Source organism: Paenibacillus sp. IHB B 3415, assembly GCF_000802655.2.
GTDB lineage: Bacteria > Bacillota > Bacilli > Paenibacillales > Paenibacillaceae > Paenibacillus_AQ > Paenibacillus_AQ phytohabitans.
Genome location: NZ_JUEI01000006.1, coordinates 81,609 through 99,723 on the forward strand (window position 1 = coordinate 81,609; position 18,115 = coordinate 99,723).

Annotated in this window: 11 protein-coding genes; 10 read left to right on the forward strand and 1 reads right to left on the reverse strand. The window is 42.6% G+C overall.

All coding sequences use genetic code 11. The features are described from left to right. Positions 1–165: 165 nt before the first annotated feature. The gene (locus QW71_RS03620) at positions 166–1,221 is read left to right on the forward strand and encodes a phosphotransferase (protein WP_039293361.1); all 1,056 of its coding nucleotides are present in this window, start codon (positions 166–168) and stop codon (positions 1,219–1,221) included. A 15-nt stretch (positions 1,222–1,236) separates the two neighbouring features. Beyond that, the gene (locus QW71_RS03625) at positions 1,237–1,833 is read left to right on the forward strand and encodes a bifunctional 2-polyprenyl-6-hydroxyphenol methylase/3-demethylubiquinol 3-O-methyltransferase UbiG (protein ID WP_052769872.1); all 597 of its coding nucleotides are present in this window, start codon (positions 1,237–1,239) and stop codon (positions 1,831–1,833) included. Between the two features lie 221 nt (positions 1,834–2,054). Here the strand turns inward: QW71_RS03625 and QW71_RS03630 are convergent, their stop codons facing one another. Next, on the reverse strand, positions 2,055–2,885 hold the full coding sequence (locus QW71_RS03630) for an AraC family transcriptional regulator (RefSeq protein WP_039293364.1): 831 nt from the start codon (positions 2,883–2,885) through the stop codon (positions 2,055–2,057). A 137-nt stretch (positions 2,886–3,022) separates the two neighbouring features. Between QW71_RS03630 and QW71_RS03635 the strand changes: the two genes are divergently transcribed. From QW71_RS03635 to QW71_RS03675, 8 genes are all read left to right on the forward strand, one after another. Continuing rightward, entirely contained in the window at positions 3,023–4,615 is a 1,593-nt protein-coding gene (locus QW71_RS03635; protein WP_047013601.1) for a DUF5597 domain-containing protein, read from the forward strand. Between the two features lie 59 nt (positions 4,616–4,674). Then, a complete protein-coding gene (locus QW71_RS03640) occupies positions 4,675–6,513 on the forward strand; it encodes a beta-glucoside-specific PTS transporter subunit IIABC (RefSeq protein WP_039293366.1) in 1,839 nt (612 codons plus the stop codon). 297 nt (positions 6,514–6,810) lie between these two features. Further along, on the forward strand, positions 6,811–7,464 hold the full coding sequence (locus tag QW71_RS03645) for a hypothetical protein (RefSeq protein ID WP_039293369.1): 654 nt from the start codon (positions 6,811–6,813) through the stop codon (positions 7,462–7,464). A gap of 400 nt (positions 7,465–7,864) precedes the next feature. Next, complete coding sequence (locus tag QW71_RS03655; RefSeq protein ID WP_052769873.1) at positions 7,865–8,869, forward strand: LacI family DNA-binding transcriptional regulator; 1,005 nt, start codon at positions 7,865–7,867, stop codon at positions 8,867–8,869. Positions 8,870–9,187: 318 nt separating this feature from the next. After that, a complete protein-coding gene (locus QW71_RS41950) occupies positions 9,188–13,714 on the forward strand; it encodes a GH32 C-terminal domain-containing protein (protein WP_306766025.1) in 4,527 nt (1,508 codons plus the stop codon). Between the two features lie 706 nt (positions 13,715–14,420). After that, positions 14,421–15,317, forward strand: a complete 897-nt coding sequence (locus tag QW71_RS03665; protein WP_039293373.1) for a sugar ABC transporter permease — start codon at positions 14,421–14,423, stop codon at positions 15,315–15,317. A gap of 35 nt (positions 15,318–15,352) precedes the next feature. Then, positions 15,353–16,237 carry a carbohydrate ABC transporter permease gene (locus tag QW71_RS03670; RefSeq protein ID WP_039293375.1) on the forward strand — a complete coding sequence of 295 codons (885 nt, stop codon included), beginning with the start codon at positions 15,353–15,355 and terminating at the stop codon, positions 16,235–16,237. Positions 16,238–16,355: 118 nt separating this feature from the next. Beyond that, positions 16,356–18,017 carry an extracellular solute-binding protein gene (locus QW71_RS03675; protein ID WP_039293377.1) on the forward strand — a complete coding sequence of 554 codons (1,662 nt, stop codon included), beginning with the start codon at positions 16,356–16,358 and terminating at the stop codon, positions 18,015–18,017. The last annotated feature ends 98 nt before the right edge of the window (positions 18,018–18,115 follow it).

Here is an 18,115-nt window from a genome sequence, read left to right on the forward strand (position 1 = left end):
AGTATTTAAAGGCTCAATCCCAAAGTCAGTACATTCGATCAAACCACAACGTGTGCACAGATAGTAGTGCGCACGTTTGTTTCGATTAAAAATTCTTTGGTATGAACAATACATAACTTCGGTCAATGGCAATGCATCTTTTTTATGAAAGGAAGCATTTATAACATGACAGACCTAGAGCTTATTGAAAGCGGATTAAAGTTGTTTTTTGTTAAAAATCATGAAATAGTTCGCATTATTAACAACTCCAGAGCGAATGAAAAAAGATATATAAGTTTAGCTAAGGTTGATGATCAGCTCAGCATTGTTATTAAAATGTATTCCTCATCCTACGTCGATTCTTTGAGGATAAATTCCTGGAAACGGTTGGCGGACTGCTTTCGGGAAGAAGGAATTGTCACCCCCAAATTCTTGCCAAGCTTGAGGGGAGAATTAGCAGAAGGGCTTATGCTTGAAGGCTGTATCTTCTATATATGGGTTGAAGAATACATTGCCAGCAAATATCAATTTGGAAAGGAGATAAAGCTGGAAGAGCAGCCTTTGTCTGCATTTTATCGAATCGGACAAATGAAAGGCAAAATGCATCGTGTAGCTTTAGAAAACCAAATCCAATGTGATTGGGTAAGTCCCTGGCGGCTTTACGAGCCGTTCACAGCAGAGGATGAGTATGACGAGAATTACTCTAATGCATCGTGGCTATATCATTCATTCAAGGATACGAAAGAATCGGGTCAGGCAATAGAAGAAATATGGAGCATTTACAACGATAAAAGGACGGAATTAAGGGATATTTATAATTATTTACCTACGGGGCAAGTCCAGGGAGACTTTTCGCCGGCAAATTTTATTGTTAATGCGCAGGACAGCATTGTAGGAATCTATGATTATAACCTCTCAGGAAGTGACGCCTTTATCTCGGACTGTATTCAAGAAGGAATATTCCTCGCCTATGAATGTTATGACACGGAATGGTTCGATGAAGAGCATGTACAGGTAATGGATATGCGTTTCAAAGAATACATGAAGGGCTATACGACAGAATATCCAATAAACGATATAGAATTCAAAGCTACTGGTCTCTTATATAATATCTCCAGGCCTGCAAGGTTTGACAAGGTTGCCCTTACTATAAAAAAATACAATGAAAAGAAGATCGATGAGGTCAATGAACGGCTGCTCTGGATGCGGACGGAAATGAAGAAACCAAATATAATTAAATGATGGGAGCATTTATCAATGAAAATGGATGATGATAAATTACTTCAGTATTATTTGGAACTCAATGGTCCGGATGCCGGAGAATGGAACTCCTCTCCAACATGCATTCACACCCTATTGGCGACAAGGGATTATGTAAAGAAGAAATTTGATGTTTTTGATGAAATCCAGGTATGTAATATTGGGATTGGGACTGGAGATTGGGACGACTACCTTGGATATTGGCTTAAGGGAAGAGGCAGTTTAACCAGCATTGATATTGACGAAAGTATTTGTGGGATATTCGAGTATAGACAGCAGAGGGAACAGCATCCGAATCCATCGAAGGTTTTATGCAAAAGCATTTTCGATTCCGATTTGCCTCAAGAGGCCTTTGATATTGTAACCCTAATTGGGTCCGCAATTAATGAAACCGGGGACTTCAAGAAATGCTTAGATTCATGCTTTCATTTAATTAAGCCTGGAGGACATTTGATGTTTATGGCAGGTTTAAAATATACGCCCTCTGAAATGTTGGAAGAATATATAAGTCATACTAAATATCAAATTATGCAAAACGATTTATACGAAGCCTTTCCTGAATATCCGTTTTTCATCAGCAAAATCAGAAAATGATATATGGAGAAAGACCGTTTTCTGCTTCATTATTAATTATATTCTATCTGGTTTTTGTAAGTGACGGCAGCGAAGCACCAACGATGCCGACCCCATGGGATGGTTGTAGACACCTTATACAACGGTGTTCAAATGAAGAATGCTCAAGCGCCTATTCGGCGCTTTTTCCTTTTTTCGGTGTTAGAATCATAAAAGGCGATTTTTAAAGAGACATTTCTCATTTAAGATTGCTTGTATATATTCCGGTAAACTTGCGGGGAGGTTTCGATAGCTTCTCTAAAGACCTTAATAAAATAACTGGTGCTTGAAAATCCAACATTCTCCGCTATTTCATAGATAGGTAAGTCAGTGGCAACCAAAAGGTTCTTTGCGGCTGATATCCTGCTCATTTTAATATACTCGTTCGGTTTCATCCCCATAATTTTCTGAAAAAGCCGTATGAAATAATACAGACTGTATCCAGACAGTTCCGCCATATGTTCCGAAGTCCAATGGAAACCAGGTTTGTCATGAATTTTATCTGCTATTCCGTGAATAACTTCTTTTTGATCAAGGGTATTGTTCTGTTTTAGCGACTCCGAATTTTTTAACAGAAATAACAACAGCTCGTAGACCAGTGCCGACAAGTGTGGTTCATTACCTGTTCTAAACGTGTCCATTAATTCAAACATTGATGAGAATATCCGTTGTACTTGTTGAATGCCTGCGAATCTAAAGAATGTTGAGCTATCGAGTTTCCACATGGATAGTAGCGGATCCACAGCATTGAAATGCACAAAACAAATTTCCCAAGGATCGTCTTCATCCGTTCCGTATTGTTGCTCCGCTCGCGGAGGATACAAAAACCCACATCCTCCAGTTAATTCAAGTCGCTCTCCTTCATGAATAACAAATCCCTTCCCCCTAAGCACGAGATGAAGGTTATATTGAGCCAAAAAACCACTTTCCCGGTTCTCGCGATGGGTGGGGAATTCGTAATAATGCCCAATGACTACCGGATACATCAAATGATGTTTGAACGTAGGTGGGGGAATAAAAACATTTCTTTTCATAAGCGGCCTCTTTCGCAATTTTTTTATATATTATAAAGCAAAGATGTATTATTTACAATTATTTAAAGAGTGAATAGAATGAGTGTATGAAGTGTATTTAGCAAATAATTTTTATTTAATAAAAACAGGAGGATTGTATGACGCATATAAACAACAATGGAATGCCTCGTCTGGATAAGTTTGGCAACGCTTACAGACTGATCGTTAACGAAAGACCCTTTATATCCCTGGCTGGAGAAGTTCACAATTCAAGCTCGTCCAGTCTCGAATATATGAACAAAAATGTCTGGGAGCGCCTAGTTTATTTTAATTGTAACACTGCTGTGATACCGGTTAGTTGGGAGCTCATCGAGCCGGTAGAAGGAACATTTGATTTCACACTGGTTCAAGGTTTAATTGAAGGCGCCAGGAAACATAATCTGAAGCTTGTTTTCATTTGGTTCGGAATGTGGAAGAACTCTCATTCGACGTATGTGCCAGCTTGGGTCAAGCGCGACACACTCCGCTTTCCAAGGGTTCAGTCGGCGAATGGGAAAAAATTGCCGATTGTATCTTGTCATTCTGAAGAGGCACTCCAAGCCGATAGTAAAGCTTTTGCCGAATTAATGCGGTTCATTCGTCAAATTGACAGTACGGAACAAACGGTAATCATGATCCAAGTAGAAAATGAAGTTGGATTTCTCGGTACAGCACGTGATTGTTCGCCTCAGGCAGACAAATTGTTTGAAGAAAACGTGCCTGCTGAGCTGATTCAGTATCTTAAGGATCACGCCGAGCATTTAAATGCTTTCCTTAAAAAGCATTGGGACAGCGAGGGAACTGATCTGCTTGGGTGGACACAGCTTTTTGGATCTGCTGCTGAGGAAATCTTCACAGCTTGGCATATGTCCCGTTTTATTGATCAGGTTGCTGCGGCAGGAAAGGCAGAATATCATCTTCCAATGTTCGTCAATGTATGGCTGAAGCAATACGAAGAGCAGGACCCGGGGCAATATCCTTCTGGGGGGCCAAACCAGAATGTAATCGATATTTGGAAAGCCGGTGGCCCGCATATCGATATCATCGCTCCGGACATTTATCTTAACGAGTTTGCACAAGTCTGTGAAATCTATGACCGCCCTGACAATCCATTATTTATACCTGAGACACGCCGGGATAGTGTAACAGCAGCGAACGTTTTTTATGCTATTGGGGAGCATCAGGCGTTGGGATATACACCTTTTGGTATTGAAACGATGGATAACGGAGTTGATCCATGGAGCGCGGGATTTTTACCCCCGAATCATTTTATGGTCATGGAGAGCACTGGAGTGGGGCCGTTATTGTCTAAGAGTTATGAATTACTGCATCATATGACGCCGGTGATTACACAGTATTACGGAACCCGGCAAATGCGGGGTATCCTGCAGGATAAAGCCTATCCGTCAGCGATTCGCCTTGGTGGATACCGTTTTCAACTGCGGTTTAAGAACCGTTTGAACAGTGAATCTGCACCTGCTGGCGGTTTAATTATCGCGGTTTCTGATCATGATTACATCATTGCGGGGCATGGATTTTCCGTGGAATTTACATCCATGGAGCCGGGAAAGAGTGCAGAATTTATCTCTATCGATGAGGGCTGGTATGAAGACGGAAACTGGGTACCTGGAAGAAGACTTAATGGTGATGAATATCGCGTATCTTTAGGCAGCGAGCCACAAGTGTTAAAAGTATCTTTGTATTCTCATTGAGAAATTTACGCCGCGCCCTCCCGGGCGCGTTTTATAAGATCGTTTAAGGAGAGGTTAAAATGGACAAAAAAGCGTTAGCCAGTAACATTGTTGAAAAAGTTGGTGGCGAAAATAATGTAATTGACCTTACCCACTGTGCAACTCGTCTTCGTTTTCGCTTGAAAGATGAAAAAAACACGAATAAAGAAGAAATTAAAAAGTTGCAAGGAATTATGAGCGTTGTCGAAAGCGGAGGTGAGTTCCAGGTCGTGGTTGGCAGCCATGTCGAAGAGGTCTATAAGGAGATTATGGAAAATACGTCAATCGGACGGAGCGGTCAAGAATCTACTGAGAAAACGATAACGAAAACGAGATCCTTGGATGGTTTATTTAATTTGATTTCAGGAACCTTTACTCCGCTGCTGCCGGTGATCGTTGGATCCGGTATGCTAAAAGCGCTTATTATCATTTTGACCACGCTAGGATGGTTAACGGAACAAGATGGCGCTTATGCAATTTTAAGCGCTGCAGGAAACGCTGTCTTTTACTTCTTGCCTATACTTGTAGCTGTAACCCTTGCAATTAAACTGAAAGCCAATCCTTATGTGGCTGCGGCCATCGGTGCAGCTTTAATGGAACCGAATTTTACGGCACTAAGCCAAGCTGGTGACCGGAGCGACTTCTTCGGAATTCCTATCATTCTAGTGACATATTCTTCACAGGTTTTTCCGGTCTTTATCTCGATTTTTGTTTTCGCTTATCTTGAACGTTGGCTGAAGAAGGTTATTCACAAAAATCTCAGTTTGTTTTTAGTCCCAATGTTGTCTATTGGTATCTTAGTACCAGTCACTGCACTTGTTTTTGGGCCGTTTGGTGTATACGTAGGTGATGGTATTGCTTCTGTTATCACCTTCTTGATGAATACAAGTGGACTGCTAAGTGGTGCAGTCATTGGTGCAGGCTTTACATTTATGGTTGTCTTGGGTTTACATTGGGGGCTATTCCCAATTGTTATTGCAAACATTGCTGCAAACGGTTACGATAACATGTTGGCGATGTCAGCTGCAGCGAATATGGCACAAATCGGTCTTGCCATTGGAGTGTATTTGAAAACGAAAAACCGCGATCTGAAACAAACTGCAGGACCCGCTGCACTTTCGGGCATTTTAGCTGGTGTAACGGAACCAATTGTGTACGGGATAATGCTCCGGTACAAGCGAACCGTACCATATATCATTATCGCTGGCGCTGTAGGGGGTGCCATCAATGGATTCTTTGGCGCTCGTATGCATGGTTTCGTGCTGACCAACATTTTCGCTTTATCTGCATTTTCTCCAATCATTCCAATCGTCATCTCGTTTCTTATTACAATTATATTGGCAGCAGCGCTAGTATTGGTTTTCGGATATGAGAAAAGCGAAAAGCTTCAGGATAACCAAGAAGTCCTTTCTGAAGTGAAAACAGAAGAACCGATGCTTAGCCCACTCAATGGGAACATCTTATCTTTATCTAAAGTACCTGATGAGGCTTTTGCATCGGAAGCAATGGGTAAGGGAATTGCTATTCAACCAACTGAGGGGAAACTGTACTCACCGGTAACAGGAGTTGTCAGCCGATTGTTTCCTACACTGCACGCCGTTTTGATTACAACAGAGTCCGGAGCCGAGTTGCTAATTCATGTAGGTTTGAATACGGTCAAGTTGAAGGGGCTGCATTTTAAAGCCGCTGTGCAAGAACAGGCGAAAGTGGCTTCAGGTGACTTATTGTTAGAATTTGATATTAACGCCATTGAAGAGGCTGGGTATTCGGTTATCACCCCGATTGTAGTTACGAATTCTGGTGACTTTAGCGAAATAAAAGTCTTAAAGGAAGAGGGCCATATTGACAAAGGAACACCAGTGCTTTTCGTTCGCCGCTAGAACATTCATAACAGGGAGGTTTGATATAGTCTTCAATATGCTCGAGCTTTCCGTGTGCTAGAAAAGGGGCTAAAAGGACTACTTCAAGACTTAAAATCCTGCGGTACGTGAGTACCGTACGGGTTTGACCCCCGTCCTCGGCAGTACAATGGAAACCTTGAGAAATCAAGGTTTTTTCTTGCGTCATTATTCATTTTTGGTAACTTTAAAAGCTGTGTTACAATGAAAATTATGGAAATTAAAAAAGATATAAGTTAGTATTTTGCGAATGCAAATCTACTTCAGGAGGAGTAAATAATGGCCACGTGGGTTACTCATTTTAGAATTGCTGAAGAATTAATAAAGAGAGGGCTACCGGTATCCAAGTCTGACTTTGTGGTTGGTAATATTGGCCCTGATTGCGGGATCGTTGATGAAGAAGGACAGCTTACTCCATTCAAACGTATACCCAAAAGTATTACGCACTTTAAGGACGGCCAGGGAATTCAGCCTGAGCATTTCTTTGAGCAATATGAATTGAAAAATCTCGATATTGCTTCGAATAAAGGTTCTTATTCTCTGGGGTATTATTGTCACCTTATTACCGATGTGGAATGGGTCAAACTAACCAGGACAAAGCAGGAGGAGCAAGTGCATCAAGCGGTCATAGGCACTCCCGAGTACAATCACCTTGTTAAGCGAGACTGGTACTGGCTGGATTTTAAATATTTGAAGCTAAACAGCGGGCATGTTTTTTGGACTGATTTTCAATATATCCAGCATTATCCGGAGTACTTGCCGTTTTTCCCGGAAGGCCAAACCTTTAAGCAAATCCAGAATATCATTCAGTTCTACTGCAATACTGAAGTCCCCATTGATTATGAACCTACATATATTAAGGAAGCCGAAGTAGATGATTTTGTTCTGGAGACAGTAAACAAGATCCAAGCTCATACCATGAAATTAAGATAATAAATATGCTTTGTACCTCTAAAGCGCATCTTTAAATCCCTGTAGATAGATAAAACGTTCAAGAAAAGCCTGAAGCGATAAAAACTGCCGTTCTTGGCCCAATTTTTCATCGGCATGGTTACACCCGGCTTTCAGGTAGCGGTTCAGACATTGATTCTGAAGAATACGGACCAGGCTTATGTCGGCCGGGTGAACGGCCTCCTGTCCCCCCTCTTTATGGGCTCAATGCTCATCACGATGAGTATGTCGGGATGGCTGAATCCCATTGACATTTAATATTTGACAAAAGCTTCTAGTGAAAATATATTATATAGTAAGTAATCGTTTACTTTACTAATCACAATGGGAATACCAATGAAGTGAATGATGCTTAATGCGAAATGAAACAGGTGTAACTTAGATGGCTGAAAAAAAGAATGTTAGTATTAAAGACGTGGCTTTAAGGGCGAATGTATCTACAGCGACTGTTTCCCATGTTATTAACGGAACGCGGTTTGTATCCAATGAGACGAAACAGAAGGTTGATCTTGCAATGAATGAACTAAACTTTCGAATTAACTCTGTTGCCCGCTCACTGCGCAGCCGCAAGTCGTATATTATTGCGTTTCTTGCACCGATCCTTGCTTCAGAAACATCTAACTTTTACTTTATGTCGGTAGCAGCCGGGGTTCAAAGTGTATTGAAACAAAGAGGCTATCATCTGATTTTGAGTGACTCCAGTGATAATTTTGAAATGGAAAGTAAAGAAATTGGGATGTTTGATTCACAAATGATTGATGGACTGATCGTGGCCCCGGCTAGCATGGATTGTGATTACGAGCGCTTGTTCGGAGATTATCCGGTGGTATATATTGATAGAGTACCTAAACATTGTGAACGAGATTCTGTACTCATTGACAACAAAACAGCGACTAAGGAAGCAATACAAAAAATTATAGACAAAGGCCATCGAAGAATTGCTTTTTTATCCGGCCCTTTATCGGTTACAACAACGATTGAACGATATGAAGGGTTTACTGAAACTTTGATGAGCGCAGGTCTTGAAATGGATGATTCGTTAATTCGTTTTGAAGATGTCAGCTTTGAGAACGGGTATAAGAGTATAGAGGATTTGCTGAAATTGAATCCAACAGCTATTTTTGTGACGGATAATGTCATGGCAATGGGCGCGATGACATATCTTCAAGAACATTCGATTCGAATACCGGACCAGTTAGCTGTTGTAGGCTTTGATGATTTTCAGTGGACGCTGGTCACTCATCCGCCGTTGACCGTTATCCAACAGCCGTCATTTCAACTTGGCGTAAAAACTGCTGAAGTAATTTTGCAGCGAATTGAGGATGGAACTTTAGGAAAAGCAGAATATCGCTTAGATGCCAATTTGATAGTCAGACAATCGCTCTGACTTTTTTTTCTTTATTAAGTAAACGATTGCGCAAACGTTTCAATGATTTTAGCAGTACAAACGCTGCAAATCATTGAAATAGCTTTTAACCTTCTTGTAAGCGTTTTTATAAAGGCTGCAGATCAATCTGAGAGGCGGTGAGGCTTATTGATAATTACTTATTGATAATTATTTGAAATAGGTTTCATTGCTAAAGGGAGATACTAAAAGATTATTTGCCAAGGATGAAGGAGAATTATGTGAAAAGTGGGAGGGTGTTTTGTGAAAAGAAAAGTAAAATTGGTTCGAGTATTGACAAGCATGCTCATTGTTTTGTTAATGATACCTTATGGAATCTATACGCCTAGAGTTGAAGCCGCAACTACTAAAATTGCAGAATGGAACTTTAATGAGGGAAGCGGAAAGACGACAAAAGATAATATTAGCAATTCGAGTGATTCAATTAATTATGTTTTCAATAATGCAATTTACAAGCCCTCGAGTGATCCAATATGGCGTAGTGACGGGATTTCAGGCAAGTCCTTGCTATTTGACGGGTACTCGAATTGGGTGACACACTCACCGATCACCACTCCTTCTCAGAGTATGACGATTGAAGCCTGGGTTGCTCCCAGAGCCTATGAATGGGGTGACAATGGCACTCTCTCAGCAATCGTCAATCAGCACGATAAACCTGGTAAACAAGGTTTTGTCCTTGGAATGTTCCGGCATGGAACCTGGTCGTTTCAAATCGGCTCGGGTGGGCAATGGTATGAGGTTTGGTCCTATGAGCCGATACCGAGAAATGAATGGTCTCATCTGATTGCCACTGTAGACGGAGCATCCGGCACAATGAAGCTTTTCCTCAACGGTCGTCAAGTGGGAAAGAGCAGTATTCCTGCAAATTCCACAATCACATCGTCAGGGAATCAGCTATTAATCGGAAAAAACAATCAGAGCACCCAACTTGGAGTATTTCCGTTGAACATGTTTAATGGACTCATTGATGATGTGAAAATATACAACGGAGCATATACCAATGCTGAAGCAGATAACTCCTATCAGAGCTACATGTCACAGCTTGGAGGAAACCTGCCGACACCAAACCTCAGTTTTGACCGGGGCGTCTATAACGGTGACCGCTATCGCCCCACGTATCATGCTATTGCTCCGGGGCACTGGATGAATGAACCCCATGCACCGTTGTATTATAATGGGCAATACCATTTGTTCTATCAGAATAATCAGCATGGACCTTATTGGCACAATATGCAGTGGGGCCACTGGGTCAGCGATGACATGGTGCATTGGAGAGACTTGCAGCCTGCCCTGTCGCCGGAATTGTTCCAGGTAGATCCCGATGGCGATTGGACTGGAAGCGCAGTCATTGACGATTCAGGGAATCCTACCCTTTTCTTCACTGCCGGCAACGATTCAAGAGCCTACCTTAACAGTAATCAAAACGTAGGGGTTGCCCGCAGTACGGTTCAGACGGATGGGGATAACGATTTGAAGAAATGGGTAAAAGAGCCCAAACTGGCAGTTGCCCAGCAACACGGGAAATTGGGTGAATTCAGAGACCCGTATGTGTTCAAAGAGGGTTCAACCTGGTATATGCTGGTAGGAACGGGTTATGAGGGCCAGGGTGGATCTGCAGCTGTCTACTCCACAACAGATCCTAATCTGATGAATTGGACCTATCGCGGCCCAATCTATCAAACCAATCCGTCAACTTATCCGGAATTAGGCGGTGTATGGGAATTGCCGGTTATGATGTCGCTGGGAAGCGGCAAGCATTTGTTGGCAATCAGTCCGGTCGGAAGCGGAGCGAATGTGGAGGTGTACTATTGGATTGGTACTTGGAATGCTTCTACTGCGAAGTTCACACCTGATGATCCCAAGCCTCAATTAATGGATTTTGGAGATTTTCATTTTACAGGTCCAAGCGGGTTTAACGATCCGCAAACAGGGCGTAATATTATGTTCACCATTGCTCAAGGGGAAAGAAATTCCCAAGAGGAGTCCGACGCAGGATGGGCGCATAACGCAGGGCTTCCTGTAGAACTTTCGCTGCGCCCGGACGGTAAGCTGGGGATCAACCCCATTTCCGAGCTGCAGTCCTTAAGGGGCCAGCAACTTGTAAATATTACAACAGATACGAGTTTTGCTTCAGCCAATGCTGCCCTTTCTTCCATTCAAAGCGATACGGTGGAGATTGAAATGGAATTGAGCCGCGGTTCTGCTGACAGTGTAGGAATCAAAGTTCGAAAATCTCCTAACAACGAAGAAGAGACATTAATTTATTACAAAAACAGTACTAAGGAATATGGTGTTGACCGAACAAAGACCATTGCCGGTCAAAATAAGGGTATCCAAAAAGGCACTATAGATATCGGCAGTGAGAATGTCAAACTACACGTATATTTGGATAAATCCATGGTTGAATCTTACTTGAATGGACTTAAATCTATTACTACGCGCACTTATTCTACCAGAGCGGATGCAAAAGGTCTTCAATTGTGGGGAGATGCAAACACCAGCTCAATCGTTGTTAAGTCACTTAAGGTTTGGGCAATGAATTCTGCATATAACCCAGTGGCAGTCAGTGGTGTGAGCTTGAGTCCTGCAAATCTGGAGGTGGCCGTAGGCGGCAAAAAAACGCTTAATGCTACAGTTGCACCGGCAAACGCTACGAACAAAGATGTAATATGGACTTCCAGCAACACCTCAGTCGCGTCGGTAGTTAACGGAGTGGTTACTGGTAAATCCGTCGGGACTGCAACAATTATGGCCCAAACAAGAGACGGCGCAAAAACAGCTTCACGCTTAGTTACTGTTATTGCGGCGCCAGCTGGGAAAATTTCAAACAGCGGCTTTGAAAACGGTAACTTAGAGAGTTGGATCATAGAAAGCGGTACAGCCTTTACTAATGCGGGAGTTACAAATGCAGCGGCATTCGGAAACAACCAACCGTATAATCATGAGGGTAATTACCACCTATCCGGACAATTAAGCGGTGGGAATGCTGCCACAGGAGTATTAAAGTCTAAGGAGTTTACACTCGGAGGCAACGGCCAGGTTAGCTTCCTGATCGGCGGAGGGTCTGATATTGATAAATTATATGTGTCCTTTGTACGTGCTTCGGACGGGAAAGAGCTCTTCAGGTCAAGCGGACCGGGAAGCTATTGGAACTGGCCGAGCACCAAGGGAGTTACGGAAGGGTACACCAAGAGATACTGGGATGCTACTCAATATATAGGTACATCTATGTATATCAAAATAGTCGATGAACGAACGGATGAGTGGGGCCATATTAATATTGATGATTTTAATGTCCCGGTTCAAGGTGGAGCTATTGATGCAGAAGCACCGACGGCACCTAAGAACCTTGCAGCGAGCGGGACCACATCGAATTCCATATCCCTTAGCTGGACGGCATCAACAGATAACGTAGGAGTAACCGGCTACGTAATTTATCGGAATGGAGTTCAGGCAGGGACGAGTACGACAGCCGCTTTTACAGATAGCGGGCTGGTAGCAGCTACGGCCTATCTCTATACGGTCAAAGCAAAGGATGAGGCGGGAAATCTCTCCGCAGCAAGCAACAGCGTGACAGCAACCACCCAGGCTGCGGGGGTAACTGGCAGTTTGACAAACCATGATTTTGAGAGCGGTAACCTTAACGGCTGGACAATTGTAAGTGGTAATGCGTTCAGTGATGCGGATGTTGCGGAGGATACGAGCTGGGGATGGGGAGGACCTTTTAATCAAAGTGGCAAGTACCATCTTTGGGGGTTCAAGGATGGGGGAGATTCTCAGGTAGGAGTACTGAAGTCTGCTACATTTACCCTCGGTGGCAGCGGTTCTATCGATTTTCTGATCGGCGGAGGGAATGATATCAATAATTTATATGTCGCTTTGGTTCAGGCATCGGACGGCACTGAACTGATAAAAGCGACAGGCAACAGCAATGAGGCTTACAGTCGTATTACTTGGAATGCCGCTGCTTATATTGGAAAGGAATGCTATATCAAGATTGTCGACAGTGCTACTGGAGGTTTCGGCCATATCAATGTGGACGATGTAAACGTTCCGGTCAACAGTGGCGCGGCTGACACCGAAGCTCCGGCAGCTCCGAAGAATCTGGCAGCAACCGGCACAACTAAGGATTCTGTATCCCTGGGTTGGACGATTTCAACAGATAATATAGGAGTAACTGGATACTTGGTTTACCGGAATGGCGTACAGGTAGCTACTAGTACAACGGCAACCTATACAGATAGCGGACTGACAACCAATACACCCTATGTCTATACTGTCAAAGCAAAGGATGCTGCGGGAAATATCTCGGCAGCAAGCAACAGTGTCACAGCAACCACCCAAGCCGCACAGGCGACTGGCAGTTTGACTAACCACGACTTTGAGGGCGGAAATCTGAGCGGATGGATTATTGTAAGTGGTAATGCGTTCAGTGATGCGGATGTTGCAGCGGATACGAACTGGGGATGGGGAGGGCCCTTTAATCAAAGCGGTGCGTATCATCTCTGGGGGTTTAAGGATGGCGGTGATTCTCAGGTAGGAGTGCTGAAATCTGCGTCATTTACCCTTGGCGGTAATGGAACGATTGATTTTCTGATCGGCGGAGGGAACGATATCAATAATTTATACATTGCTTTGGTCCGGGCATCGGATGGCACTGAGCTGCTAAAAGCGACAGGCAATAGCGATGAGGCCTATAGCCGCATTACTTGGGAGGCTGCTTCTTTTGTAGGGACTGATTGCTATATTAAGATTGTCGACAATGCTACTGGAGGTTTCGGCCATATTAATGTGGATGATGTGAACGTGCCGGTACTTGTGAATTAGAATTCAAAAAAGGTTAACAGGAGGATATAATGATGCGGATAATAAATAAAACGAGAAAAATCACGATGTTTTGTTTGGTGTTTTGTCTGTTCCTGATTCCTAATATGGTCAGTGCTGCAACTGAAAATCTTTCTGTCAGCAATGTTTTTCCAATGGAAACACGGTATAGTCAGACCTTCACACCTAACCGGCCAGATTTTAAAGCCATACTCAATGTGAATTCATTGTCTGGACTTTCAAGTGGCAGTAATCTAACGGCAACACTTCAAAGGTATAATTCATCTACCAACCTATTCGATGACCTGGGTCCTGTTTATATCTCTTCTAATGGGAGTTACACTTTCTACTCCACACATAATGGGATACTTCACCGCCTTAAAATAACAACGACAAGCAGCACATGGGTTAATTTCTATGCAACGATAAGCTACTAATTGTTTAGTGGACAGGGAGGTGTTCCCTGTCCGTTTTTTATCTCATAAGCTGATTGCTAAGCAATCGGAAGAAGAACTTTAAAGGGAAGAAAATTTATTGACAACGCTCTCAAAAACAAATAAAATCAATATATAAAAACGATTACGCAAACGATTACCTAGCTGTTAAATCAAGGTTTTGGCAACTTTAATTTAGGAGCAGGGGAGCTTACCAAATTAGACAGAAAGCTCTCTATTACGTAATCGTTTACATTGGGGATGGAGGAAAATACATGCTTGGGAAAATGAAAAAGAATTATGAATTGTATTTACTGATTTTAATCCCAATAGCCTACTTTACAATTTTTAAGTATTGGCCTATGTATGGGGTTCAAATCGCTTTTAAAGACTTTGTAGCTTCCAGAGGGGTTTGGGGCAGTGAATGGGTGGGGTTAGAGCATTTTCAACGCTTTTTTGAATCGTACAATTTTAAACAAATTGTAGGAAATACGCTTTTACTGAGCGTGCTCAATTTGGCTATAGCTTTTCCCTTTCCCATTATTGTAGCGATTATGCTGAATCAATTGAGACAGCAGAAGATGAAAAAATTCATCCAAACTACGATCTATGCGCCGTATTTCATTTCAACTGTCGTGTTGGTCGGAATGCTGTTCATCTTTCTGTCTCCCACCAGCGGCTTGGTTAATCATATTGTAACCGCCTTCGGCGGCGATCCGATTATGTTCATGGGAGAGGAAAAATGGTTCAGGCCTCTGTACATATTCACATCCGTATGGCAGGAAACCGGATTTGCTTCAGTTATATATCTGGCTGCCCTAGCAGGGATCGACCCCCATTTGCATGAAGCGGCGGTTATGGATGGTGCATCCAAGTGGCATCGAATCCGCCATATTGATTTACCGGGAATTGCCCCTACCATTATTGTTTTGTTCATAATGGCAGTTGGAAATTTGATGAACGTAGGGTTTGAAAAGGCGTTTCTTATGCAGACTGATCTGAATGTCGCTACATCCGAGATTATTCCGACTTACGTATACAAAGTTGGGATTCAGCGAGCGGAATACAGCTTTTCGGCAGCAATCGGACTGTTCAACTCAGTGATAAACCTGATACTACTGGTCATTGTGAATAAAACAACCAAGAAAATAAGCGGCAAGGGTTTATTTTAAGGGTGAAGAATGCCTGTTAGAGGAGGAAAGAAACCATGTTAAAAAGAAAAACGAAATCGGATCTGGTATTTGATATAATCAATTATTTGTTTCTAGGCTGCTTCACCTTAATGATTTTATATCCCTTATATTTTATAGTGATTGCTTCTATCAGTGACCCAAACAAGATTTATTCCGGTGAGGTATGGCTATTCCCCCAAAATATAACCTTCGACGGATATAAAAGAATTTTCAGCGACAGTTCAATATGGAACGGTTACAAAAACTCTATTCTCTACGCGGTACTGAATGGATTTGTCAGTACAGTGCTCGTCATTATGGCGGCTTATCCGCTTTCTAGGAAGGATTTTTATGGAAGAAATGCAGTCATGACCTTTTTTATCATCACAATGTTCTTTAATGGCGGCATTATCCCTACTTATCTGGTTGTAAAAGATCTGCATTTGATGAACTCGATGTGGGCGGTCATTCTTCCGGGTGCAATGGATGCTTTCCTGATTATCATTGCAAAAACCTTTTTCGAGGAATTGCCTGAAGAGCTGAGAGAGGCAGCGGCCATTGATGGGGCGAAGAATCTCAGATATTTATGGAGTATTGTTCTTCCTTTGTCTAAACCAATTATTGCAGTTCTTGTTCTCTTCGCAGTTGTGCGCCAATGGAACGGATTCTTCGATGCTCTTATTTATTTGAGTGACGGTGATAAGTTTCCGCTGCAGCTGGTCCTTCGCAACATCCTGATCCAAAGCCAACCATCAGGTAATATGCTTATGGATATTGATAACATGCTGGCCAAACAGCGTGTGACAGAATTAATTAAGTTCGGAGTTATTATCGTATCCGCTGTTCCGCTATTAGCCTTGTACCCGTTCTTGCAAAGATATTTTGTCAAAGGAGTAATGGTGGGTTCAGTTAAGGGGTGAGGGCTTGCCAGTCAAATAGCCGTTAAGGAGGTGTTGCGAAACTGAATCAGAATGGGACTGGTTAATCCCAGATCAAGAAAGTACAAAATGAGCAGATTTAAAAGGGAGGTTAAGAAGAATGAACAAAAAAGCTGCGAGTCTATTGGCAGTAGTGATGGCCGTTTCCGTGTTTGCTACGGCCTGTAACAGCAACAACAACGGTAATAGCAACAATGGTAAGGCGACGGGTACGAATACAGAGAATAGCGGGAATAAAACGGACGACAATGCATCCATCCAGTTTCCACTAAAAGAAAAAACCACCTTAAAGGTGGTTGCCCGGAGAGCTCCGCTGGCGCCAAGCGATTATAACGAAATGACCATGGCTAAAAAGCTTGAGGAAGTGTCAAATGTTCATATCGATTGGAATACCATTGTCGAGACAGATTACAACGAGAAGAAGAATCTGCTCATAGCAAGTGGCGACTTGCCTGAAATGTTCTTCGGAGCTAGTTTCACAGACACAGAGCTTATGAAATATGGTAAGGACGGCACTATTATACCTCTAAATGATCTGATTGACAAACACATGCCAAACTTAAAAGCATTATTTGACAAGAGACCGGATATCAAAGCCGAAGTTACTGCCCCGGATGGCAATATTTATGCACTTCCAGCCGGTGAGGAACTAGGAACTGGTCAAGAAGAGATTGGCGCTAACCCGGATTTTCTCTATATAAATGAAGATTGGCTGAAAAAGCTAGGGTTATCCATGCCAACCACTCTTCAAGAATATCATGATGTATTGGTTGCCTTTAAGACCAAAGACCCCAATGGCAACGGAAAAGCGGATGAAATTCCACTATCCTTCGTCAATGCATTCTGGACGGGTGATATTGGGTATTTGTTCGGAGCCTTCGGTGTACCGGACAAAACCTATCAACCTGGTAATAACGCTTATGCTGAACATTTAAATGTAGACAATGGCAAGGTTTCATACGCAGCTATTCAAGACGGATTTAAAGATGCTGTAAACGAAATCTCGAAATGGGTGGAGGAGGGGCTTGTTGATCAGGAATCCTTCACTCAAGAATATACGCAATATTATGCGAAAGGAAAGACGGAGCAGGAAACCCTTGGCTCTTTTCTCTGGTGGGATCGTACGGATGTAGTGGGTCCTGAACGCGACAAGCATTATCCGATTGTCCCTCCTTTTAAGGATATGGTCGTCAAGTGGAACAGTGGTTCCGCAATTTCTAGAGGTGGTTCGGTAATTACAAAAGAAGCAAAGAATCCTGCATTAATTGCTGCATGGTTGGATTTGATTTACAAACCGGAAACCACTGCGGAAGTCCGTTGGGGCCCGATCGGCGAATGGTTTGAGAAAACAGCGGATGGAAAATTAATACAGAAGTCGGATATCAGCAATCCAGGAGAGTTCCGTCAAACCGTATCGCTAGGCGGTGGTGGTGTATTCACTGGTGAAGACTTCCAAAACATTGCCCCTCCTGAAGCACGTGCACAGCAAAGACTGGATGATATCAAAAATATCTTTGTACCGCAAATGCAGAAGGAGAAATACCCGAATATCTTCTTCACAGAAGAAGAGTTAAAAACTATCGAGAAGCTGAAACCGGAGATACAAACCTATACTAACTCCATGCGCGCCAAATTCATGTTAAAAGGGGTTTCAGACTCCGAGTGGAGCGAATATCTGGCCTCGCTTAAAGATATGGGGTTGGATGATTTGATGAAGGTATACCAAGATGGGTATGACCGTTATCTCGCAGCCCAAAAATAAATAAAATAGAAAAGTAATGCAGGTAGCAAGCCTGAATGAGATGTCTCACTCAGGCTTGCTACATATGTTTTCGAATTAGAGTGATATATATAATGATG

Excerpts from the sequence above, each read along its gene's own strand:
- QW71_RS41950 (WP_306766025.1), top strand. The coding sequence starts at position 9,188 with ATGATACCTTATGGAATCTATACGCCTAGAGTTGAAGCCGCAACTACT.
- QW71_RS03665 (WP_039293373.1), top strand. The coding sequence starts at position 14,421 with ATGCTTGGGAAAATGAAAAAGAATTATGAATTGTATTTACTGATTTTA.
- QW71_RS03655 (WP_052769873.1), top strand. The coding sequence starts at position 7,865 with ATGGCTGAAAAAAAGAATGTTAGTATTAAAGACGTGGCTTTAAGGGCG.
- QW71_RS03645 (WP_039293369.1), top strand. The coding sequence starts at position 6,811 with ATGGCCACGTGGGTTACTCATTTTAGAATTGCTGAAGAATTAATAAAG.
- QW71_RS03675 (WP_039293377.1), top strand. The coding sequence starts at position 16,356 with ATGAACAAAAAAGCTGCGAGTCTATTGGCAGTAGTGATGGCCGTTTCC.
- QW71_RS03630 (WP_039293364.1), bottom strand. The coding sequence starts at position 2,885 with ATGAAAAGAAATGTTTTTATTCCCCCACCTACGTTCAAACATCATTTG.
- QW71_RS03620 (WP_039293361.1), top strand. The coding sequence starts at position 166 with ATGACAGACCTAGAGCTTATTGAAAGCGGATTAAAGTTGTTTTTTGTT.
- QW71_RS03635 (WP_047013601.1), top strand. The coding sequence starts at position 3,023 with ATGACGCATATAAACAACAATGGAATGCCTCGTCTGGATAAGTTTGGC.
- QW71_RS03625 (WP_052769872.1), top strand. The coding sequence starts at position 1,237 with ATGAAAATGGATGATGATAAATTACTTCAGTATTATTTGGAACTCAAT.
- QW71_RS03670 (WP_039293375.1), top strand. The coding sequence starts at position 15,353 with ATGTTAAAAAGAAAAACGAAATCGGATCTGGTATTTGATATAATCAAT.
- QW71_RS03640 (WP_039293366.1), top strand. The coding sequence starts at position 4,675 with ATGGACAAAAAAGCGTTAGCCAGTAACATTGTTGAAAAAGTTGGTGGC.